The following is a 22201-nucleotide window of genomic DNA, read 5'->3' on the forward strand; positions in this document are numbered from 1 at the left end:
CGCATAAAGCGCTCGCGCAGCGGGCCGTGTATGTTTGCCGGAAGATTTTAGCGCTCTGGCGCGAACGGCGGATTCACGGCTCGCTTCACGGGAAGCGGGCCTTTTTTATGGATTTTTTAAAAGTTTTCGACAAGGGGAGAAGTTTGCATGACAGAAAGAATTCCGGTAACTATATGGGGCGCCACGGGCTTCGCGGGGGCGGAGCTGCTCCGCATTTTCGCGCGCCATCCGCATTTTGAGGTGATAGGCGCGGTCTCGCGCTCGAAGGCCGGCACGTCGGTCGGCGCGGCGCATCCGCACCTGCGCCACGTCTACAACGAAATGACCTTCATTTCGCCGGAGGAGGCTGCGGCTCTGTCGCCGGCCGTCGCGTTCCTCGCTCTGCCGCACCGCGCTTCGGCGCAGGAGGCGGTACGCAGGCTCGAAGCCGGAGAGCGCGTCGTGGATCTGTCGGCTGACTTCCGCCTGCGCAGCGCGGAGGAATATAAAAACTGGTACGGCGTGGACCATCCCGCGCCGGAGCTTCTCTCGGAGGCCGTCTACGGACTGCCGGAGCTGCACCGCTCGGAGATGGCCGGCGCGCGCCTCATCTCGGGCGTCGGATGCAACGCGACTTCGGTCATCACTGCGCTCTATCCGCTTGCGAAGGCCGGGCTTATAGAAGAAGCGCGCGTCGAGTGCCGCGTCGGCTCGTCCGAGGCCGGGGCGAACGCCGACGAAGGCTCGGCGCACGCGATGCGCAGCCGCGCGATGCGCGTCGTCAGCCCCTTCGTACACCGCCACATGGCCGAGGTAGTGCAGGAGCTTTCGCTGCCTATGAGCTCGTTCACGATGGGAGTGACGACGGCTGAGATGGTGCGCGGCATCCAGTGCCTGGCCCACGTCAGGCTGAACCGCCAGGTGCGCGAGGCGGAGATTTGGAAGCTCTACCGCGGCGCGTGGAACGGCGAGCCGTTCGTCTCCTTCACTCCCGCGAAGCCCGCGCACTTCCGCATTCCCGACCCGCGCTTCGTGCTCGGCAGCAACCGCGTGCTGACCGGCTTCATGCTCGCGGAGGACGGGCGGCGCATGATAGCGGCATCGGCTATAGACAACCTGATGAAGGGCGCGGCGGGCTCCGCGGTGCAGTGCGCGAACCTCATGTTCGGCCTCGCCGAGACCGAGGGGCTCGACATGATGCCCGTCTACCCCGCGTAGGAGGTATATAAAGATGATAGGAGTTGTAAAAATCGGCGGCGCTTCGGGCAACGCGCTCGAGCCGCTCGTTGACGAAATAGCGAAAAGGACCGCCGCGGGCGAACGCTGGATAGTTGTTCACGGCGCGAGCGGCGTCATGAACGACCTCTGCGCCGAGCGCGGCGTGGCGATACGCATGGTGACAAGCCCGAGCGGCTACAGGAGCCGCTTCGTAGGCGAAAAGGAGCGCGGGCTTTTCCGCGAGGCGGCGCTTTCCTACGGCGCGCGCATAAAGGCTCTCCTCGAAGAGCGCGGCGTGAAGGCCGAGCAGGCCGACCCGGAGCGCGCGGCCTATGCGGTCGCGAAGCGCAAGGACTTCCTGCGCGAGAGCGTAAACGGGCGCATCAGGATACTGCGCGGCAACTACAGCGGAACTGTGACGAAAATCGACGCCGCCCCGCTGACGGCCATGCTCGACGCGGGAATCGTCCCCGTCGTGCCGCCGCTCGCGCTCGACGGCGAGCTTTCTATCTCGCTCAACATCGACGGCGACCGCCTCGCGGCGCAGATAGCGGGCGCGGTGCGCGCCGAGGCTATGATAATACTCTCGAACGTCCCGGGCCTCATGAAGGACGTGAACGACCCCGGCTCGCTCATCACGTCGGGCCGCCTCGCACAGTGGGACATAATCGAACACTACGCCGAGGGCAACATGAAAAGGAAGCTCGTCGCCTGCAAAGAGGCGCTCGAGCTCTCCGTCCCGAAGGTGTATCTCGCAGACGGGCGCGTCGAGTCGCCCATAGCCAACGCGATAGGAGGCAACGCGACATGTCTGGTTCGCTGAGCAAGCTTTTCGGAGGCCGCGGCCTGGTGCTGACGCACGGCGACGGCCCGTACGTCTGGGACGCGCAGGGACGCTGCTACGTCGACTTCTTCAACGGCCACGGCGCGGCGCTCTTCGGCCACGCCAACCCCGCGCTCATGGAGGCCGTGAAAGAGGCCGCCGCCGGGGTATGGAGCTGCGGCGCGGGCTACGAATCCCCCGTGCGCGAGGAAGTGGCGGATCTTCTCACCGAGGGCATGGGGCGCGACGCGACCGTATTCCTCTGCAACAGCGGCACGGAGGCCATCGAGGGCGCGCTCAAGCTCGCCGCCGCGGCCGGCGTCAAGGGGCGCGGCGAAATAATAGCGGCGCGGCGCGGGTTCCACGGACGCACCTGCGGCGCGCTCGGCCTCACATTCAACCCGAAATACCGCGCGCCCTTCGCCTCGTTCATACACGCGGCGAAGCACTACGCGCCGGAGGACATTCCAGAAAAAATCACTGACGAGACGCTCGCCGTGTTCATCGAGCCCGTTCAGGGCGAAGGCGGCGTCTACCCCATCCCCGAAGAGGTCGGGCGCGCGATAACGGAAAGCTGCCGCGCGCACGGGACTTTGCTCGTCGCCGACGAAGTGCAGACCGGCCTCGGACGCTGCGGAAGCTTCTTCGCATCGTACCGCCACGGCCTCGACCCGGACATAATCTGCGTCGCGAAGGGGCTCGCGGGCGGCCTTCCGGCCGGCGCGGTCGTCTGGCGCAGCGAGCTCGGCGACTTCCCGCCGCACACGCACGGCTCGACCTACGGCGGCAACGAGTTCGTTGCTCGCGTCTCGGCGGCGGCGCTGAAGCTCATCAAGAGCGAAAATCTCTGCGCCCACGCAGAAGAGCTCGGCGCGCACATACGCGCGGAGCTTGGAAAGAGAGACATACCGCTCGTCGGCGCGGTGCGCGGCGACGGGCTGCTGATAGGCGTCGAGAGCGGCGTGCCCTCACAGGAGATAGTCAGGGAGCTGCAGAACGACAGGCTGCTCTCGCTTCCCGCCGGGCCGCGCGTCGTGCGCTTCCTGCCGTCATTCGCCGTGACGCGCGAGGCCGCGGAGGAGGCCGTCGAGATATTCGACAAGACGATGCGCCGCATCGCCGCGCGCGGAGGAAAGGCCTGATGCGCTTTCCCGAATCCGTCGGCCTCCTCATCGACATAGTAGCCGTGCCGAGCCCGACGCGCCACGAGGAAAACGCGGCGCGGATGCTATGCGACCGCCTGCCCCGCTTCGGATGGGAGACGGCGCACATAGACGGCGCGGGCTCCGTAATAGCGACGCGCGGCAACGGCGACAAGGAGCTCGTGCTGCTGAGCCACATAGACACCGTCCCCGGCGGCCCGGAGTTCGCAGTCACAGAAGACCGCATAATAGGGCGCGGCTCAGTGGACGCAAAAAGCCCATGCTGCGCGCTCGCGGTCGGCGGCGGAGCCGTCGAAGTGCCCGAAGACTGGCGCGTCACATTCGTCGCGGCGGTCGGCGAAGAGATAGACTCGCGCGGCGCGCGCTTCCGTATGCCGCTGCACGAGCCCGCGGCGCTCGTAATAGGCGAGCCGACCGGAAGCCAGGGGGTGGCGCTTTCCTACCGCGGACGCATACTCTTCTCGCTCGTCGCGGAAGACAGCGGCGCGCACCGCTCCGGCAGCCCCGGCCCTATGACCGCGACAGTCAACGCCGCCGCCTCGCTCGTCCAGATAACCGAGAACATGGGCAAGGGCTACAACATCGCCGTAATGGAGATGGAAGGCCACGAGGCCGGCAAACGCTCCGCCTCGATAACGATGGACCTGCGCACGCCGATAGGCGCGGACAAAGAAGAGCTCGAGCTCATGCTGAAGGAGACCGCCGCGGCCTTCGACGTCGGCCTCAAGGTCATAGAGTACGTCCCGCCGCACGAGGTGCACAAGTCCGACCCGGTCGTGCGAGCATTCCGCACCGCGATACGCGACGTGACCGGCGAACCGCCGCGCGTCCTCGCAAAGCAGGGCACCTGCGACTTCAACGTGCTCTCGCCGTGGGGCTGCCCGATGGGGGCCTACGGCCCGGGCGACTCCCGCTACGACCACAGCTCCGACGAGCAGATAGAAATAAAAGAGTTTCTGCGCGGAATCGACGTCATAAAGGCCGCCCTGCCGAAAATAATGGCGGCGATATAGCGTTCCGCCGCGGCTCCTTTTCGCGCGGCCGCCACGAAAAAATCACATTTTTAATGTATAATAGCTATTATCAAATAAAAATGTGAGCAAAGGGGGCCTCAGCGGTGACAATCAAAAAATTGGCGGCACTGGCGTTTATAATGACCGCGGTAGTTGCCGGACAGGCCGCCGCCCATCCTCCGACGAACATACGTCTCGGCTGGGACGGCGCGCACGGCACGCTCTCCGTGAAAGCGGATCACCGCGTAAACGACAAAACCAAGCACTATATAATGAGCATGGCGGTCTCAGGCCCGTCGGGGCAGCTCGTTTCCGAGAGATACGAGTCGCAGCAGTCCAACGAAGGCTTCTCCGAGACCGTGAAGCTGGACGGCGTAAAACCCGGGGACAAGATATCCGTCGAGCTCGTATGCAACATCATGGGCTCCGCCGTGCAGGAGATAACGATAAACTGAACACGCGGACACAGCACGAAGGACAGGAAAGGCTCCGCCCTTCCTGTCTTTTTGTATGCGCGCGAAAAACGCGGCGCATATGCGAAATAAAAAATCAAAGGCCGGAGATGTTTGCGGATGAACACAGCTTTTGAAGAGATAGTAAGCGCGGAGCACATAGGCTCGGACTCCAACCCCTTCGGGCTCGGAGCGCTGATAGAAAAGGCCTGCCGCGAGGGGCTGCCCGAAGCTCGGCGCGACGGGACGAAGACGTGCCTCCTCTGCGTGGACATGCAGCGCGACTTCATGGAGGGCGGGCCGCTCGGAGTCGCCGGGTCGCTTGGAGACGCCGGACGGCTGGCCCGCTTCATCTATGACAACATGACGAAGATAACCGAAATAGCCGCCTCGCTGGACACGCACTCGCCGCGGCAGATATTCCACCCATGCTGGTGGCGCGGAGCGGACGGCGAAACGCCCGCGCCGTTCACAGTGATAACGGCGGAGGACGTGAAAAACGGACTCTGGCGTCCGCTCTACGAAAAGGAGAAAAGCGAGGAATACCTCGAACACCTAGAGGCCGGCGGACAAAAGAAGCTCGTGATATGGCCCTACCACTGCATAGCCGGCACGGCTGGCTTCGCGCTGGAAAACCAGCTCTCGAACATGATGCACTTCTTCTCCGCCGCGCGGAGCTCCGACATAAAGAAAATATTCAAGGGCACGCTTCCCGCGACGGAGTTCTACGGCATAATCGCACCCGAATACGACCCGGGGGGCAACTACGCGAACCGCGAACTGCTCGACGAGCTACGGCGCTGCGACAGGCTGGTCGTCGCCGGCGAGGCGCGCGACTACTGCGTGGCGCAGAGCGTCCTCCAGATATGCGAGGCGATGGAAAAGGAGAAGAAACGCCCCGAAATATTCATCCTCGAGGACTGCATGAGCTGCGTAGGCGGCGGCACGGAGTCCGTCTCCGCGGCCTACGCCGGCTGGGCCGCAAGGTTCGGCCTGCACATCGTCAAAAGCTGCGAGGATTTCCTGTAACGACGGCAGAGTACAGGCGGGAGCAAAAAGAAGACGGCTTCGGCATACGCACGAAGCCGTCTTTCTTTTTGCGGCCGGCCGACTTTGGAAAACAGACGCCGCGCTGACGATGCCTGCCCGGCGCGGCGCGTACGCTATTTATCAGCGCCGGGACGATCAAGCTTCAGCGCCGGGTCTTCGACGCCGTTGGCCTCGAAGGCGCGGCGGCGGTCGATACAGGTGCCGCAGACGCCGCACGGCTTTTCCCCGCCCTGATAGCAGCTCCACGTAAGTTCGTAGGGGACGCCGAGGCGCAGTCCCTCGGCTACGACCTGCGCCTTGTTTTTGTCGATGAACGGCGCTTCAAGCCGCAGGGCTTTGCCGCTGCCTTCATAGACCGCGCTGTTCATGCTTCTGAAGAACTCCTCGCCGCAGTCCGGATAGGCCGCGCCAGCCGCGTCGTCGCGGTGCGCGCCGTACCAGACGCTGCGGCAGCCGAGCGAGAGCGCGACGCTCGCCGCGCAGGAGAGAAACAGTCCGTTGCGGAAAGGGACGTAGGTCGAGACCGGCGCGCCGCCCGAAGCCGCGATCTGCTCGGCGTACGGCGCTTCCGGCACTGCGGCCTCAGAGCGCGCGAGCAGAGAGCATCCGCTGTAGGCGAAGACGGCGGAGAGGTCCAGCTCTATTCCCTTCACGCCGTAACGCGCGAGTATGCGCTCCGCGGCCCGTATCTCTTTTTCGTGTTTCTGCCCGTAGCGTATCGAGAGCGGTATCACGTTTTCCTTCCCGTATTTTTCAACAGCGAGCGCCAGACATGTCGCGCTGTCCACGCCGCCGCTGAACAGCACCATCGCTTTGCAGGCCATCGATGCAACCTCAGCGGTTGTCAACTTTCTCTGGATACATGTCGTGGCGCGCCAGCCGCTCGAAGGCGACCTGCTCCCAGCGCGTGCCCTTCCTGCCGTAATTGCAGTACGGGTCTATGGAGATGCCGCCGCGCGGAGTGAATTTGCCCCAGACCTCGATGTACTTAGGGTCCATCAGGCGAATCAGATCCTTCATTATTATGTTGACGCAGTCCTCGTGGAAATCGCCGTGATTGCGGAAGCTGAACAGGTACAGCTTGAGCGACTTGCTCTCCACCATGCGCTCGCCGGGAACGTAGGATATGTATATCGTCGCGAAGTCCGGCTGCCCCGTCATAGGGCAGAGGCTCGTGAACTCGGGGCAGTTGAATTTCACGAAATAATCGTTATCCGTGTGCTTGTTCGGGAATGTCTCAAGCAGCCCGGGCGCGTAATCGTCGGGGTATGAGACGCGCTTGCCGCCGAGCAGCGAAACGCCGCTCAACTCTTCTTTCGTACGTCCGTTCATATCGTTCGCTCCTTATTATGATTTGGTTTTATATGCCGTTCCTGCCCTGCTCCGCAGCGGCGCGCGTGCGGCGCGCGTTTTCAAGCAGCTTCACGAGCCCGACTCCGGCGAAGGACGGTACGAGCTGGCCTACGCAAAGGTTGAGCGCCATCAGCGGATAGGGAATCCCGAGAATATAGGACAGATAGATGGAGACGCCGAGCCCGGGCACAAGCACGATAGGCACGGCTATCAGCATACGGTTCCAGTTTTTGCGCCGTATCAGGACGATGCACGCCGCAGCCGTCATGCCGACGACGCAGCCGCCGAGCATGTCCACGACGCCGAAGCCTCCGAAGAGCATGTTCGAGATGAAATTGGCGAGGCCGAGCGGCACGACGAGAAACGGGAAAAGATAGGCGAGCGCGTAAAGGCAGGTCGCGATGCGTATCTGGTACGCGCCGAATGAGAAGCTCGAGGTGAGGCTTAGCACTACGACATAGAGCGCCATCACCATGGCCGAAAATGTCAGTTTTTGCAGGCGGGTCATGTTGTCCGCGTTTTCCATATCCGTTTACCTCCCAAATAAAAAATCCCCGGCCTTCATCGGAAAACCGGGGATCGTCTGCAACGGTCGCTGCGCCGGCGCGCGTCCGTCCGCATAATCGCGTCCGAAGCGCGGCCTCTCGTCTATAGGCTGTTTTCGTCCCTAGTTTTGTTTTACGACAGGATGGTTTCGAACTGTCGGCCAGAGTAGGGGGACGCCGCCCCCTATTTCAGACGGTTGTCCATGATAAACGATTTCCGTCCATTTTGCAACGGCGGACGCGCGCGCTAATCGCCCGCCGCCGGCGCGGGCTGCGTTTTTTGCGGGATTGCGCGCGCCGGCAAACGAGGGGACTTCGCGGCGCGCGGCGGGCCGGTTTATGTTATACTGAGAGTTGTTTTTATTTTTCGCGGCGGCAGCCGCAGGCGGGGAATTATTATGATAGATATCACAGATTTCAGCCCGGAGACGGTGCGCGGCGGAAGCGCTCTGATGCTCGGGGGCAACGACAGGAAGGCCGCGAGCTTCCGCGCTCTCGTGGAGGCGTGGCCGCGCGCCTTCCCGGAGGACGCGCTTATCGTACTGGATCATTCCGGGCGGCTTTACGAGAGCTTTGAGGGTGATGCGGCTCTGGCGGACTTGTCGAGCGCCGGCTCCGTCGTCCCGGACCTTATCGAGCCGTTCGCGCTGAACGAGACTGCCGGAGAGTCGAGCGCGAATATCGCGAACGCGGTGCGTCAGGCGGCGTATCAGGAGATACGCTCGCGCGACGCGAACGACAAGTTTTTCGACGACCTCGGCAAGCTCGTCACCGACCGCATGATAGTCTATATGCTCGAGACGGAGCGGAACGTGCTGCTCAATATCGCCGGCGGCGAGGTGGAGGGCGTGCTTCCAAGGCTGAACCTTTTCACTATTTTCTGCCGTCAGCACAGGTATGTGGAGTCGCTGATGACGAAAGCCGTCAGCGGCGAAAAGGACGCGCTGCCGGACAAGCGCGCGATCATGGGCGCGGAGTTCCGGCGCGGCGCGCGCACGAGGGAGTACGCGCTCGCCGAGTATATTCTCGATAAGGAGCTGCGTTTCCAGAAAAACGGCGGCCGCGAGGCCCCGGTGCCATTCGCCGACCTGCTTTTCACCACCTCCGAGACCTCGAACACGCAGCGCTGCATCAAGATGCAGGCGGACGCGAGCACGGCCGATTTCCGCGCTCTGCTCTCCCTCGTAACGGAAAAGGCGGCTCTGCTGAACGGGCTGCCGACGCTGAAGCTCGGAAAATTTTTCGATTCGCCGGACGGAGTGCCGCTCTTCGTCTGCTCGTGCGGGAACGCCGCGGCGGACAGGGGCTTCGCGGCGCTGCTGACGGCGGCGGCCGGCGCGGCGGCGCAGAACGCGGGCAAACGCGCCGTGGTGTTCGTGCCGGAGCTCGACCGCTGGGGGCTCGTCAATCTGCTCGACAAGCTGCGGCAGAACTGGGACGGACTGAATTTCGTCTTCGGATACGAGAATTTTTCGCGCCTGTCGCTCGAAAGCCGCTCCGAGGAGGCGCAGCTCATCGAGACGCTTTATTCGCTGAGCGACCGCCGCGTCTGGCACGCGACGAAGGAGGAGCGGCTCAACAAAGCCTTCGCCTCCTACGTATCGGACGCCGACGTCATCTACAGGCCGGACGACCTAGACGAAGAGCTGCGAGCCGTCGAGGAGGACGGGCGCGTGCGCTACACGGCGCTCGAGGAGAGGCCGGCGGAACGCGTCCGCGAACGAATAAAGCTGCGTGCGCGGCGCGGCGCGGAAGCGAAGCTCTGGATAACGGGCGGCGCGGCAAAGAGGGAGCCGCTGACGCTCGAATCGCTGCTCGAGGAGGGGGAATCGCTGTGAGGAACGCACGGGAAAAGCTGCCGCCGCTCTGCGCAAAGTACGGACATCAGCTCGGGCGCGGAACGCGCGGCGTGGAGCAGATACTTGAGGATTTCGGCGCGCTCGACAGGATAGCGGTCGCGCTCGCCTCCGAGGAGCAGAACAATGTCGCGCTGACCGGCCCCGCCGGATGCGGCAAAACCTCCACTGTACACAAGCTCGCGGAGCTTATCGACGAGGGGCGCTACGCGCGGCTCGCGGGACGGCGCGTCGTCGTGCTCAACATCGACCTTATAAATCAGGAGAAGGAGAAGCGCGACCTGCGCTTCAAGCACATTCTCGACGAGGCTGAATATTACGGGATAATCATCTACGTGGACGAGGCGCACAGGCTGAGCGAGAATCTCGGCCCGTCGAACCTGCTCAACACCTTGAAGCCGTACATCACGAGCGGCGGGATAAGCATGCTCATTTCGACAACCTCCGAAGAATACAGGCAGTACATAGCGCGCGACAGGGCGATGGAGCGGCGCTTCCAGTCCATAGAGCTGAAGGAGCCGGACCACGAGAGGCTCGTCCGCATAATAGAGCGCGTCGCGCGCGTGCGCTATCCGAACACCGAGATAACGCCCGAGGCGATAGAGGAGACGACGAGGCTCGCCGCGCTCTGCTCGCCCGAACGCTGCGAGCCCGCGCGCTCGCTCGAACTGCTCCACTACGAGATTTCGGCGGCGCGCATAAGTCTGCCGCCGGACATCGACGTCGGGGCGATCACGGCCGCGGACGTGCGCCGCGCCGCCGCGCTGAAGACCGGCGGAAATATTGTCGGGGAGATGTAAGCATGCTCAAAGCCACATTGGAACTTTGCTCCGAATACGATCTCGAGGCGCGCTCGCGCAGCGCCTCTCTCGCAAAAAAAACGCTCGAGCAGATACACCGGGAGTATCTCGAAGCGCTCTTTACGGCGGCGCGCCGCCACAGGCTCGATATATGGGACTTCGCGCAGAAGTTCATGGACTCGCCCGTGTCGCTGCGCCTGGACAGGCCGGAGACTCTGCTGACCACGGAGTCGGAGTTGCTGTTCCGCGACTTTTCGATATACTGCGTGCAGAACCATATCGAGCTCGCGACAGCGCCTGACGCGAACGCCGGGATGAACGCCTTCCGCACCATCTCGCCGGAGGCGAAGTGGCTCGCCGCGATATATTCCGCGTGGCACGCCAAGACGGGCGAGGCGGGCCGCGAGATAGTCGAGCGCGCGCCGTCTTCGCTGCTGCGCAAGATACACAAAAAGGCCATGAAGCATCCGACGGAGGACGTGCTCGAGCTGCTGCTCGACTATTCCGCCGAGGCCGCCGAAATCTCGCCTGCCGACTGCGCGCTGCTCGAAAAGGCGCGCGCCGCCTCGGAGTAGGCGGCTTTACCGAGCAACGACCTCGCCGACCCACGGCGAATCTTCCGCGCGCGACGAAGCGTGCGGATGACGCGGGGCTTCCGTCAGTAATCTCGCCAAAACGGCGTAAATTTTTATAGCTCAGGCAAAGGCCGCCGTTCCTCCGGCGGCCTTTTTCACGCTCCGCGAAAGAGACGGGGGCGTCGCGCGGCGTCGGCATCGTGCTGGTCGGCGAGTTCATGGGATGGAACTTCACCGGCGCGCTGATGGCGATATGGGCCATGTCGGTCATGTACATCGGCGTCGCTATGATGACGACGGAGATGGCCTCGATTATAGAGGAGCCGGGCGGTCAGTACGCGATGGCGAAATCAATACTCGGCCCGCTCGCCGCGTTCAACGTCTGGCTGATAAGCGTCTTCGAATACACGATGCTCGAAGCGGCGGACGCCGTCGTCGGCGGCGACATAGTGAGCTCGCCGAACCCGGAACTCTCCCCTATGCCCTTTATCATACTCACGCTGCTCCTGCTGACGCTGATAAACTACAGGGGGATTTACGGCACGCTGACGCTGAACTTCTTCATCACCGCCGCGGCCTTCGCGAGCGTGATGTTCCTGCTCGGCTCGACGGATTTCTTCGACCCATCGCGCTCGCTGATAAAACTCGGCGAGCTGACCGACGGCCTGCCCTACGGGCTGCTCGGCGTATTCGCCGCGATGCAGTTCGGGATATGGTTCTTCCTCGGAATCGAGGGGACGGCTATGGCCTCGTCGGAATGCCGTAAAGTCGAGCGCGCGCTGCCTGTCGGGACGATGATAGGGCTTCTGACTCTGCTCTTCGGCGCGATGGCGACGTGGTTCGTCTGCTCCGGACTGGTCGAGGCGCATAAGCTCGGCGGCTCCGTCTACCCGCTCTACGACGCCGCCGTAGCCACGGGCAAGCCGCTCGTGATAGCCGTGCTTTTCGCCGGGACGGTGCTCGCCTGCCTCGCGAGCGCGAACGGCTGTATCAGCGACGCGAGCCACGCCTGGAGCGCGCTTGCCAAAGACACGATAATGCCTGCGTACTTCGCTGCGGAGCACCCGCGCTTCGGCTCGTACTACCGCTCGATAGTGTTCCTGCTGCCGATATCGCTGATGTTCGCCTTCACGGGGATGCTCGACCAGATAATCACATTCTCGATATTCTCCGCGCTGCTCGTCTACATCATAACAGCCGTTATGATGATACGATTCCGCAAAATGTACCCGCTCGGGACGATAAAGCGCGCCTATATATCGCCGCTGCACCCCGTTCCCGCGCTGGTCACGATAGCGCTGGCCAGCTGCGCGCTCTTCGGCATGTTCCTGACCTACGGCGTGAACATGCTCTCCGGCACGCTCTTCTACGCGCTGGCCTCGCTGTGGTTCATAAAACGCCGCCGCAGCCGCCTGGACCCCGGAATATTCGTCACGCCTTCGCTGAAAAAATGGGGGAAGCCTAGAGCGTAGCGTTCAACGCCGTATGGGACGGTCATAGAAACGTGATTACGAAAACCGCCCGCGTCTGAAAATCAGGAAGCTGGCGGTTTTATTGTATGGGAAAGAGATAAGCGGTTATTTTTCGCTCGCGCGGCGCTGTGTAAAACGCGCCGCGCCGAACCGCCGGAGGTTCCATAGCCACGGCCCGGACAAATTCCGCGCGCGACAGCTTCTCATACAACGGGCCGTCGTATTCCAATACGGCGACGCCGTGTGGCGTCTTCAACGTCGAGCAAGCGGCGCGCCGCGGAAAGGCTCAAAATAAGGTGCAGAACGCTATGGCGTATGTTCAAGAGCGGCGAGAAGAAATAGCGGTGCGGAAAGTCCCCGCATCCCGTCGTCACTATTCGCTTCGCGCGAGGCGTTCCATGCGCATCTGTCCGAGGTTTTCAAAGTAGTCAAGCGTCGTGTCAAGGAAGAATTTCGCGAAGCGCGATATGTAGCGGTCTTTCCTTCTTATTATTGAAAGACGCTGCGTGATAGGCTTTGACTCGTTGTGCAGAGGGAAGACGTTTATATCAGGCTCGAGGTTGTTGTTGCTGTCCGCCAGATTCATCCTCGTGGCGAAACAGGCCGCCTTGCGCCTGCGGCAGAGCGAAAGCCCTATCTGCGTGTTCGGGCTCGTGAGCAGGCGGCGCGGCGTCACGCCAGCGCCGTCGAAGCACTCTTTTATCCGCGTCCCCATCCTGTTGGAGAGCATACAGAACGGCAGTTCGGCGAAGTCGCCAAGCTCCGCGCCGGAGAGCGACCGCCTTTTCAGCGCGTCCGCGCCGTCGCCGTAATATTCCGCCAGCAGAGAGTCCGCGACGCAGAGATATACCTGGTCCTCCATCAGATGCCATTCGTTCAGCGCCGGATTGCGCTCCTGCGAGAGCACGACCCCGTAGTCAAGCGCACCGCTCTCGACAAGCGGTTCAAGCACCGAGGACGTGGCGCTCGTCAGCCGTATGTCCACCTTTGGATACTTAGAGCCGAATATGCACAACACCTCCGGCAGAAAAGCGTTCAGCCGCATCTCGCTGCCGCCTATCCGCAGAGTGCCGCGCTCCTGCCGCCCCGCGTCCGAAAGCATATCTTTCAGGTTCCTCTCGTCGCGCCCCAGCTTTTCTGCAAAGCTCAGGACGTACTCGCCCGCGCTGGTCAGCCTCGTTGGCTGCGAACGCTCCACGAGCCTCGCGCCGAAATACTTCTCAAGCCTCAGCAGGTGGTTGCTCAGCGTCTGCTGCGATATGTGCAGCCGCTCCGCCGTCCTCGTTATATGGAGGTCCTTTGAAAGCTCCGCGAAATAATATAGGCTCTGAATATCCATGAACGCTCTCTCTCACAAAAAAATTTTGTAAAAAACTCAAATTTATACTGTTTGATTAAATATTATGTATATATTACTATCATAGCGTTCATAAAACAAGCCGAGAGTAACAGGTTACGGAGGCCGGCCTTCCGCTCGCAGGAGCGCGGCGAGCCGCCGGCTGTACGCGGCTGCGCGCCGGACACGGCGCGGCGGGAGGAATAGATATGAAAATAGGATTTATAGGATTCGGGGAGGCCGCTTACAACATAGCCCTCGGCCTCGCCGGAGAAGGAGTGAGCGGTATACGCGCCTTCGACTCGATGGCCGGGGACGCCGTAATGGGAAAGCTCGTCCACGCGCGCGCGGAAGAGGCGAAGGTCGAGCTGTGCGGCTCCGCCAAAGACGTGGCCGAGTGGGCCGACGTGCTTTTCGCCGCGGTTCCATCGTCATTCACGATGGACGTCTGCCGCGGGGTAAAGGGCAGCCTGCGCGCCGGGCAGATATACGCCGACGTGAGCGCTTCGACGCCGGCCATGAAGGAAGCGATATGGAACGAAATCAGCGCGACGGGCGTGCTTTTCGCCGACGCAGCGATGCTCGGCTCCCTGCCCAAGGACAAGCACCGCGTTCCCATAACGGCGAGCGGAAACGGCGCGGCTAAGTTCAAGGAGACGATGGAGCCCTACGGCATGAAAATAATGCTCGCGGGCGAACGTCCCGGCGCGGCCTCGGCGATAAAGCTCGTGCGCAGCATATTCATGAAGGGCATTGCGGCGCTGATGATAGAGATGCTGCAGGCCGCTGACGCCTACGGCGTCTCGGACGAGGTCGTCGCCTCCGTCGCGAAATCCATGGACGGCACGCCCTTCACGAGCCACCTCGACCGCCTCGTGACCGGTTCAGCACTCCACTGCGTGCGCCGCGCGGCGGAACTCAAAGGCTCGATTGCGATGCTCGAAGAGGCCGGGCTCACCTCGGAGATGAGCGCGGCGACGAAGCAGAAGCTCGAGGAACTTATACCATACGAGTTCGCCAAGCATTACGTAGAGGCCAAGCCAGCGGGCTGGCCCGAAATAATAGAAAAACTCCGCAAAAACTAAAATATAATTGGAGGAAAACACAATGCCAGTCGGAAAGAGAATATATCTGCGCCGCGAAATGCCGGATCCCGAGATAATGAACCAGTTCAAGACGATACCGGCCTCGAACACCGCCGACGTGATGGAGAGAAACTGCGCCATGAACCCGCGCATCAGGCTCGTCAGCAGCCCGAAGGCTCAGATGATGGCCGGCCCGGCCTTCACAGTCAAAGGACGCGCGGGGGACAACCTTCTGCTCCACGCGGCGCTCAACTTCTGCAGCGAAGGCGACGTGATAGTGGTCTCCAACGAAGAGGACGACACGCGCTCGCTCATGGGCGAGATAATGATGGCGTACCTGAAATACACGAAAAAGATTGCGGGCATAGTCCTCGACGGACCGATACGCGACATCGACGAAATAGGCAAATGGGACTTCCCCGTCTACTGCACCGGCACGACCCCGGGCGGCCCGTACAAAGAAGGGCCGGGAGAGATAAACGTCCCAATCTCATGCGGCGGCGTAAGCGTAAACCCGGGCGATATAATCCTAGCCGACCCCGACGGCGTGATAGTCATCCCGCGCCGCGACGCCGCGCAGGTGCTTGAAGACGCGAAGAAATTTCAGGCCGCCGACGAAAAGAAACTCGCCGCCGCCAAAGACGGCACCGCGAACCGCGCCTGGGTCGAAAAGAGCCTCGAGGAAAAAGGATTCGAGATAATCGACGACGTGTATAGGCCGTAGGCTGAGAAGCCCGAGCCGCCGCGTTCATTTCAGACGGCGCGGGCACGAGGCGAAACGAACTTTTTCAACAGAACTGGGCGATAAATGGAGGGCACAAATATGACGCCTGCAACATTGACAATTATAATTCTGATTTTAGCCGTTATTTCCTTCCTGATGGAAAAAATACCGGTCAACATGACGATAATGCTGACAATGAGCGTTTTAGTCCTGACCGGGCTCGTCACGCCGAAAGAGGCGGTCAGCGGATTCGCAAGCACAACCATACTGATGCTTATAGGCGTCATGATAGTCGGAAGCGCGCTGTTTGAAACCGGGGTCTGCGACAAAGTCGCCGCAGTCGTGCGAAGATACGCAAAGACCGAGCGACAGATGATTTTGGCGATACTGGTCCTTTCGAGCATAATGTCAGCCGGGCTCAGCAATTCAGGCACTGTCGCGGTATTCATACCAATCATATTAGGCATCTGCGCTTCGAGCGACTTCAGCCGTTCGAAGCTGCTCATGTGCGCCTTCCTCGGTTCGATGGCCGGAGGCCGTCTGACGCTCGTCGGCGACGCGGCCATCAACGTGCTTGTCGGCGACCAGATAAAGGCGCTCGGCTATCCGTTCGGTTTCTTTGAAATCACAAAAATCGGGCTTCCGCTTACGATAGTAATGATTATCTACATTTACTTCATCGGTTATAAATTTCTGCCCGATATTAAAGCCGTCGACGATATCGACCTCGGCATATTCGAGACCAAGCCCAGGAACGCGCCTTTATGGAAACAGGCGCTTTCCGTGCTTATACTGCTCGTCGTCTTCGTCGCGATGATATTTGAAAACAAAACTGGAATCCCATCTTATATGGTGGCCATCATAGGAGCGGTTGCGGTCGGCCTTTGCGGTATCTTTACGGAAAAACAGACATATCAGCTCGTCAGCATCAAGACGGTGATACTTCTCGGCGGAATGACGCCGCTGTCGATAGCGCTGAGCAAGACCGGCGCGGCCCAGATAATAGCGGATTCGCTCATTATGATAATAGGCGGTTCGACGAACGTCTATTTCATAACCGTCGTGATTTTCGCGCTCACTTGCGTCATGACGCAGTTCATGTCAAACGTCGTCACCGTTACGCTCCTCATGCCGATAGTGATAGCCATAGCCAACACCATCGGCGTCATACCTTCCGCGCTGCTGATGGTCATGTGCGTAGCCTCGACGGTATCCATACTGACGCCGATAGCGTGTCCGCCCGCGAACCTCATCTACTCCTACGGAGGGTACAAATTCAACGACTACTTCAAGAGCAACATCGGACTCGCGATAATATTCCTCATAGTATGCGTCGTGCTGATACCGATGCTGTGGCCTCTCTACGCGTAACGCCGGTGACGCCTATGCTTGACGTAATTTTTGAAAACTGCGTGTACTCCGCCTCTGGTACGGGCGCAGACTCAAGAATCGACATCGGAATAATGGACGGTAAAATCGCGTTCGCCGCGCCGCACGGCAAACGCTCCGAAGAAGCCGTACAAACAGTACGGTGCGAAGGTCTTCATGCCTTCCCCGGCTTCATAGACTTCCACACTCACCTTTTCGCGCACGGAAGCACGTTCGGCATGGAGGCCGACGACCTGCTTACGGCCGGAGTAACGCGCGCCGTGGACATGGGAACGTCAGGCTGGGTAAACTATCCCGCTTTCCGCAAATGTGACATCGAAGGGCGCAGGATACGCATAAAAAGCTTCCTTAACGTTTCGCCGGTCGGACAGCCCGGAAAAGGAATTTCAGAGCCTCTGGAAGACGGCGTAATCTCCATATCCGACATGGCGAATGTGATAGAAAGATATCCGGGCAAGATAATAGGTCTAAAGGTCCGCATAAGCAGAAACATTGTCCGCGGCCTCGGGCTCGAACCGCTGAAAAAGGCGGTCGAAGCGGGCGAGGCCCTCGGACTCCCAGTATGCGTCCACACGACGGACCCGCCGGCCCCGACGAAAGAGATATTGAAAATACTGCGGCGCGGCGACATTTACAGCCACATGTATCACGGAGAGGGCGAGACGATTTTAAGCGCCGGCGGCAGGCTGGAGCCGGAGGCGTTTCGCGCTCGCGAACGCGGCGTACTCTTCGAAGTGGGAAACGGAAGAAAGAATTTTGATTTCAGGGTCGCAGAGCAGGCTGCGAAAGAGGGCTTCTTCCCGGATTTGATTACGAGCGACTCGACGCGCGCAACGTTCCATAAAGATGAAAGCATGTGGGACCTTACGTTTGTGATGTCGAAGTTCTTAGATTTAGGGATGAAGGCGGCGGAAGTGACGCGCAGCGTTACCGAGACTCCGGCGCGGCTGTTCGGCTTGAACGCACGGGAATACAGGTTAAAAGAAGGCTGCGGCGCTGACCTTACATTTTGCCGCATAAGCGAAACATCAACGCGCCAATACGATTCGTACGGCAATGAACGCACAGGAAAATGGCTTATCGAGCCTGTGATGACGGTACTGGGCGGAGACATCGTATATGACGTGACAAAAAATATTCAAGAGTAAGACATTCGGTAAAATAAAGGCGGCTCATCCGAGCCGCCTTTTGATTTTTGCCGGGCACGAAAGCGAGTCCATTTCACGCCAGCTCCAGATACCGCCGCGTGTACGGGCAGACTGCGAAGCATTTGCCGCAGAGGTCTATGTCTATGCCGGTGCGGGCTTTCATCAGCTCGCGCTGTTTGTCGAAGCATTTTTGGGGATTTACTATCGCGTCGCGCGGCGTTCCGGGGCTCCATAATTTTCCGCTGAGAGCATGGGCTGGGCAGGCGTCCACGCACGAGGTGCAGAGGCCGCAGCGCGGCGATAGCGGCGCGGCGCAGTCGAGCGGCGCGTCTGTGAGCAGCGTGGACAGGCGCACGGCGGAGCCGTATTCCGGCGTGACGAGCAGGCAGCTTTTGCCTATCCAGCCGAGGCCGGCGCGCGCAGCCGCCGTTTTGTGCGGCAGCTCAGTCTCGAATTCGTTTTTCTTTTTCACGGCGTCGGTCGTTACTGGCTCGGCGGCGTAGCCGCGCGCGCGGAGATATTCCGCGGCTGAGGTTATTATCCTGTTTAGGCCGTTGTTGAGCTCCGCATACATGTAATAGTAGCTTTTTGTCGGGCCGTCCGCTATTTCGCGCAGTATGTGGCGCGGCACGGCGAGCGCGACGGAGGCCGCGCGCGGGTACGAACAACCCGGTACGCCGCTCATGTCCGCGAATCCCGCGAGCTTCGCGCCTATTTCGTATAGGAAATTTCTAAATCCGTCGGAAAGCATTTTTCGTCCACCCCCCCGCTTGTGCGCAGTGTTTTCAGTTTCGCCGCGTCCGCCTACATTCTACCGCGCCGGGGCCGTGGTTTCAATTTCACGTTCGCCCGGCGCTGAGGCTTAAAATGTGGAGCCGCGCGCAAGGGGCGGGTATAATAATTATTCAGTTTTCGGCAGAGAAGGCCGCTTTCGTCATGCCGAGCCTGACATGGAATCGAATGCCGTTGTAGCTGCTTAATCAATAAAGAGATACAGCAGGCTTCACCGTCATTCCGCGCTTGACGCGGAACACAGCGTCCATAAATCCACATACATTAGGGTATTTGAAGACGCTAGATGCCGCGTCGGAGCGCGGCATAACTAGATGTGATGCGTTTCGTTTATATAGTTGACCGATGATAAATATCGCAGCGTATCGGAGTTGAAAGCCGCGGGATTCCGCGTCCGCCCAAAAAACGCGCCCGGTAGAGCCCGCCCCGTCTCATCGGGCGTCAGCAAAGCGCTTGCGTCAAAGCGTGGAATGGCAATAAAGACAGCCATTTGTCGGTTGAATATACGCTCCACCGTTATTCATAGCTCTGACGCCGTGCGCCGCCGGCGTGAACAGAGGCGCGCTTACAAAAAGGCCCGCGCTTTGCGCGCGGGCCTGTCGTCGGTTTCGATTGTCTGTTTAGAGATAGTTCGCGGCTTTGAGGACTTCTTTGACTTTTTCCTCGTTGTGCTTTGCGAACTTGATGACAGGGCCGGTGCAGCCCATCGAGGATTCGGCGTAGATGCCGGCTTTCCAGAGGGCTTTGACGGCGTTCTCTATTTCGAGGACGTCTACGCCGTGGATCTCTTCGTCGGTCGGCTCCGCCGCCGGGGCTTTGACGTCTTCTTCGGCCGCCGCCTGTTTCGGCTGCATGGACTCGATGAGTTCGTCAAGGCCGGCCGCCTTCGCCGCGGCGAGTTCCTTCGCGACTATCGCGGGCAGCCCGTTCTTCGCAGCGGCCGCGTTGAGCGACAGAGCGGAGGCGATGACGGGAGCGCCGGAGGCGCGGGAGATGATGGAGATGACTTTGTCCCAGCCTTCGCCGGCGGAGGGGCCGTATCCCCATCCCATCGCTTCGTAGTTGCCGCCGGTCGTCCAGGCTCCGAAGAGCTTCATCAGGACGTTGCCGGTGAGCGTGTCGGTGACGCAGACGTCGGAGGCTCCGGCGAGAAGGTCGTTGCCGCGGAATATCGCGCCGCCGTCTTTTCTGATGCTGTCGGCGAAGGTGATGTCGTATCCGTTCTCCTGGAGCTTCTGGAGCGCGCGGAGGACCGTCTGGGCTCCGTCGAGGTTGAGTATGCCGACGGTGGGCTTAGCCACTCCGGCGGACTTGGCGACCGCGATGCCGTAGATGGCGTTGCGGAGCATGGCCTCGGTGCGGACGGGCGACGCCGTGCCGGTTGAGGAAGCTATGAAGCAGGGCTTGCCTTTGCCGGGGGTGAATACCTTTCCTATCGTCGTGACGCCGACGGGGAAGGGATAGTGGAGCGCGACCGCTCCGGCTATCACGCCGTCGTTGAGGGCTTTTTCCATAGCGTGCGCGATTTCATGCTCGTCGGCCGCAGTCTCGATCCAGTTGAGATCCTCGTAGCCTTCGAGTTTCGGGCCGATGCAGTAGACTTTCACCGACGGGTCGTTCTGCTGCGCGAGGCGCGCGCCTTTGCAGAGCTCTTCCTGTCCGAGTTCGCTGCCGTAGGCCATGAGGCCGACGCTGGTTTTCTTGCCGCCGCCGTCCCTGGCCTCCTCTATTATTTCATTCAGTATGTCGCCTATTAAGGCTTTTACCGCTGCTTTGTCTGCCATCGCCAGCACCTACTTCTTGAGGGTAGCCGCAAGTTCTCCGAGGCTTTCGAGGATCAGTTCGCGGATTTCTTCTTTGCTTACCGCGGCTTCCTCTTTCTTGGGCTGCGGCTTCTCGATGAGGAAGGAAGCGCCGTCCGCCAGGTTCGTGAGGCGTCCGAGGAAGAGGCTTCCCTTGCCTATGATCATGGCGCGGGTCATCTTGCCGGCGTTGATTGCGTCGATGGCGTGTCCGATGAACGGAACGCCCGAGGGAATGTGTCCCTGGGTGTGGACGAAGCCGGTCATGCCGTGCTCTTTCGTGAACTTGACCATGTCGGCCTTCTCTATGGCTTTCTTCATGACTGCGAGGGCCGCGATCATCTTGAAGTTGGCTTCGGGGACGTTTCCGGCTCCGGCGGGGAGCGTTATCTCCGGGTTGTGGAGTTCGGGCGAGAACTTGTCCACGTCAGCGAAGGTGAGGCCGACCTTCTGAAGCGGCTCGTAGGTAAGGACGGAGGTGACGGCCTGCGGCGAAGCGCCGGCGCCGACGGTGTGCTTTCCTACCGCGTCGAGGCGGATGACAGGGTGCTGTCCGTCGTCGGGAACGACGAGGGCCGCGAAGGAGCCGATGCAGTTCTCAAGGGCGGGGAGTTCTTTTTTGACGTGGTCGCGCGCGTTCATGTAGAGTTTCGGGATAGCTCCGCCGGCGACTACGGCTACGTTCTTGCGGGTGCCCGCGGCTACCATCGAGGCGGCGGCGAGGGTCGCGTTGACTGGGCCGGCGCAGAATCCGCGCACGTCGCAGCCGGAGGCGTTCATGCAGCCGGCGATTTCAGCGATGGCTTTCGCGAAGTTGCCGCCGCCGCGCTGGTTCATGTCGCCCGCGGCCTCCTCGGAGCACTCGACTACGAAGTCGATGTCGTTCGGGGTGAGTCCCGCGTTCTTGATGAGGTGGAGCAGCGAGAGGACGGCGCTGGCCTTGTTGCAGATGTTGACCATGAGCTCGTAGGCGGTGAGGTTCGGGTCTACCTCGTGTCCGCGGCGGGCGCAGCCGACGACCTTGCCTTCAAAGTAGAGCGGGAGCGCGCCTTCGTTGGCGGTCTCGTGCTCTATCTCGGACATCTCGTGTCCGGCCTCGAGGCGTGCTAGTATGTCGTCGCGCATGAGCGGGTGCTTGGCGACCTTTTCCTTGACGGCGGCGGCGAAGCCCTTCTCAAGCCAGATGAGGTCGAAGACGTCGCACATATCCATGAAGGCGAGGGTCTCGTCTTCCGGCATGATTTCGCCGTACTTGCCGTAGCGGATCGATTCGGGCTCGAGGTTCTTGTACCAGGGCTGCTGGCGCTTCTCGAAGTCCTCTATCTCCATCGCGCCGATGTAGGTGAGGTTCGGGGCGTAGCGCGTGGCTTCGTCATAATTCTGTTCAAACTTGGGAAGTTCTTTGAGGAATTCCGAATCAGGATGGGTCTCTCTCTCCACGAAAGGAGTGTTGCCGTACCAGAGGGCGAGCTCCGGCGTGTGGTTGAGTGAATAGGCTGCCGCTTTGAACGCTGCGTTTGGCATTTTGTTGTATTCCTCCTGTTTTTGTTTTCACAAGCTGTATTGAAATAAGCCCGCAGGCTGTATTCTCACAATCCCATACATAAGTAATTATAAATTTCACTA

Annotated in this window: 21 protein-coding genes; 14 read left to right on the forward strand and 7 right to left on the reverse strand. The window is 60.7% G+C overall.

Features of this window, described 5'->3' with window-relative positions; all coding sequences use genetic code 11:
- The first annotated feature begins 147 nt into the window (after window positions 1-147).
- The 6 genes from argC to B5F39_RS06150 all read left to right on the forward strand — a co-directional run bounded on the left by argC (window position 148) and on the right by B5F39_RS06150 (window position 5677).
- Entirely contained in the window at window positions 148-1197 is a 1050-nt protein-coding gene (argC, locus tag B5F39_RS06125; RefSeq protein WP_087365011.1) for an N-acetyl-gamma-glutamyl-phosphate reductase, read from the forward strand.
- 13 nt (window positions 1198-1210) lie between these two features.
- Complete coding sequence (locus tag B5F39_RS06130) at window positions 1211-2020, forward strand: uridylate kinase (RefSeq protein WP_087365014.1); 810 nt, start codon at window positions 1211-1213, stop codon at window positions 2018-2020.
- Window positions 2005-3162 (forward strand): aminotransferase class III-fold pyridoxal phosphate-dependent enzyme, encoded by a 1158-nt coding sequence (locus tag B5F39_RS06135; protein WP_087365016.1) that lies wholly within the window; start codon window positions 2005-2007, stop codon window positions 3160-3162. The genes B5F39_RS06130 and B5F39_RS06135 overlap by 16 nt, the downstream gene beginning before the upstream one ends.
- Window positions 3162-4196, forward strand: a complete 1035-nt coding sequence (locus tag B5F39_RS06140) for a M20/M25/M40 family metallo-hydrolase (protein ID WP_087365018.1) — start codon at window positions 3162-3164, stop codon at window positions 4194-4196. The genes B5F39_RS06135 and B5F39_RS06140 overlap by 1 nt, the downstream gene beginning before the upstream one ends.
- A gap of 140 nt (window positions 4197-4336) precedes the next feature.
- Window positions 4337-4651 (forward strand): hypothetical protein, encoded by a 315-nt coding sequence (locus B5F39_RS06145; RefSeq protein WP_143330667.1) that lies wholly within the window; start codon window positions 4337-4339, stop codon window positions 4649-4651.
- Window positions 4652-4768: 117 nt separating this feature from the next.
- Window positions 4769-5677, forward strand: a complete 909-nt coding sequence (locus B5F39_RS06150; protein ID WP_087365021.1) for a hypothetical protein — start codon at window positions 4769-4771, stop codon at window positions 5675-5677.
- Window positions 5678-5811: 134 nt separating this feature from the next.
- Here B5F39_RS06150 and queC read toward each other — a convergent pair whose 3' ends face one another.
- From queC to B5F39_RS06165, 3 genes are read right to left on the reverse strand one after another with little or no spacing between them, the layout of a single operon-like run.
- Window positions 5812-6522 carry a 7-cyano-7-deazaguanine synthase QueC gene (gene queC / locus B5F39_RS06155; protein ID WP_087365023.1) on the reverse strand — a complete coding sequence of 237 codons (711 nt, stop codon included), beginning with the start codon at window positions 6520-6522 and terminating at the stop codon, window positions 5812-5814.
- 10 nt (window positions 6523-6532) lie between these two features.
- On the reverse strand, window positions 6533-7030 hold the full coding sequence (queF, locus tag B5F39_RS06160; RefSeq protein WP_087365025.1) for a preQ(1) synthase: 498 nt from the start codon (window positions 7028-7030) through the stop codon (window positions 6533-6535).
- Between the two features lie 28 nt (window positions 7031-7058).
- Window positions 7059-7577: a QueT transporter family protein gene (locus B5F39_RS06165; protein WP_087365027.1), complete on the reverse strand. Its 519-nt coding sequence runs from the start codon at window positions 7575-7577 to the stop codon at window positions 7059-7061.
- A gap of 417 nt (window positions 7578-7994) precedes the next feature.
- Here B5F39_RS06165 and B5F39_RS14220 point away from each other — a divergent pair, with 417 nt between their 5' ends.
- The 4 genes from B5F39_RS14220 (at window position 7995) to B5F39_RS06180 (ending at window position 12299) form a co-directional block, all read left to right on the forward strand.
- Window positions 7995-9434 carry a hypothetical protein gene (locus B5F39_RS14220; RefSeq protein WP_158095954.1) on the forward strand — a complete coding sequence of 480 codons (1440 nt, stop codon included), beginning with the start codon at window positions 7995-7997 and terminating at the stop codon, window positions 9432-9434.
- Window positions 9431-10252 (forward strand): AAA family ATPase, encoded by an 822-nt coding sequence (locus B5F39_RS14225; RefSeq protein ID WP_158095955.1) that lies wholly within the window; start codon window positions 9431-9433, stop codon window positions 10250-10252. The genes B5F39_RS14220 and B5F39_RS14225 overlap by 4 nt, the downstream gene beginning before the upstream one ends.
- 2 nt (window positions 10253-10254) lie before the next feature.
- On the forward strand, window positions 10255-10827 hold the full coding sequence (locus B5F39_RS06175; RefSeq protein ID WP_087365029.1) for a hypothetical protein: 573 nt from the start codon (window positions 10255-10257) through the stop codon (window positions 10825-10827).
- Window positions 10828-11027: 200 nt separating this feature from the next.
- A complete protein-coding gene (locus B5F39_RS06180; RefSeq protein WP_204245051.1) occupies window positions 11028-12299 on the forward strand; it encodes an APC family permease in 1272 nt (423 codons plus the stop codon).
- A 373-nt stretch (window positions 12300-12672) separates the two neighbouring features.
- On the opposite strand, the gene B5F39_RS06185 is transcribed toward B5F39_RS06180, so the two are convergent.
- Entirely contained in the window at window positions 12673-13638 is a 966-nt protein-coding gene (locus B5F39_RS06185; RefSeq protein WP_087365031.1) for a LysR family transcriptional regulator, read from the reverse strand.
- A gap of 206 nt (window positions 13639-13844) precedes the next feature.
- On the opposite strand from B5F39_RS06185, the gene B5F39_RS06190 reads away from it, so the two are divergent.
- From B5F39_RS06190 to B5F39_RS06205, 4 genes are all read left to right on the forward strand, one after another.
- Entirely contained in the window at window positions 13845-14720 is an 876-nt protein-coding gene (locus B5F39_RS06190; RefSeq protein ID WP_087365033.1) for a DUF1932 domain-containing protein, read from the forward strand.
- 22 nt (window positions 14721-14742) lie between these two features.
- On the forward strand, window positions 14743-15444 hold the full coding sequence (locus tag B5F39_RS06195) for an RraA family protein (protein ID WP_087365035.1): 702 nt from the start codon (window positions 14743-14745) through the stop codon (window positions 15442-15444).
- 99 nt (window positions 15445-15543) lie between these two features.
- Window positions 15544-16815 carry an SLC13 family permease gene (locus B5F39_RS06200; protein WP_087365037.1) on the forward strand — a complete coding sequence of 424 codons (1272 nt, stop codon included), beginning with the start codon at window positions 15544-15546 and terminating at the stop codon, window positions 16813-16815.
- Window positions 16816-16829: 14 nt separating this feature from the next.
- Window positions 16830-17981 carry an amidohydrolase family protein gene (locus B5F39_RS06205; RefSeq protein WP_087365039.1) on the forward strand — a complete coding sequence of 384 codons (1152 nt, stop codon included), beginning with the start codon at window positions 16830-16832 and terminating at the stop codon, window positions 17979-17981.
- 73 nt (window positions 17982-18054) lie between these two features.
- On the opposite strand, the gene B5F39_RS06210 is transcribed toward B5F39_RS06205, so the two are convergent.
- From B5F39_RS06210 to grdC, 3 genes are all read right to left on the reverse strand, one after another.
- Window positions 18055-18732, reverse strand: a complete 678-nt coding sequence (locus B5F39_RS06210) for a 4Fe-4S double cluster binding domain-containing protein (RefSeq protein ID WP_087365041.1) — start codon at window positions 18730-18732, stop codon at window positions 18055-18057.
- Window positions 18733-19393: 661 nt separating this feature from the next.
- The gene (grdD, locus tag B5F39_RS06215; protein ID WP_087365257.1) at window positions 19394-20557 is read right to left on the reverse strand and encodes a glycine/sarcosine/betaine reductase complex component C subunit alpha; all 1164 of its coding nucleotides are present in this window, start codon (window positions 20555-20557) and stop codon (window positions 19394-19396) included.
- A gap of 9 nt (window positions 20558-20566) precedes the next feature.
- Window positions 20567-22099, reverse strand: a complete 1533-nt coding sequence (grdC, locus tag B5F39_RS06220) for a glycine/sarcosine/betaine reductase complex component C subunit beta (protein ID WP_087365043.1) — start codon at window positions 22097-22099, stop codon at window positions 20567-20569.
- Window positions 22100-22201 lie beyond the last annotated feature (102 nt).

The sequence above is a fragment of the Cloacibacillus sp. An23 genome (assembly GCF_002159945.1).
Lineage (GTDB): Bacteria > Synergistota > Synergistia > Synergistales > Synergistaceae > Caccocola.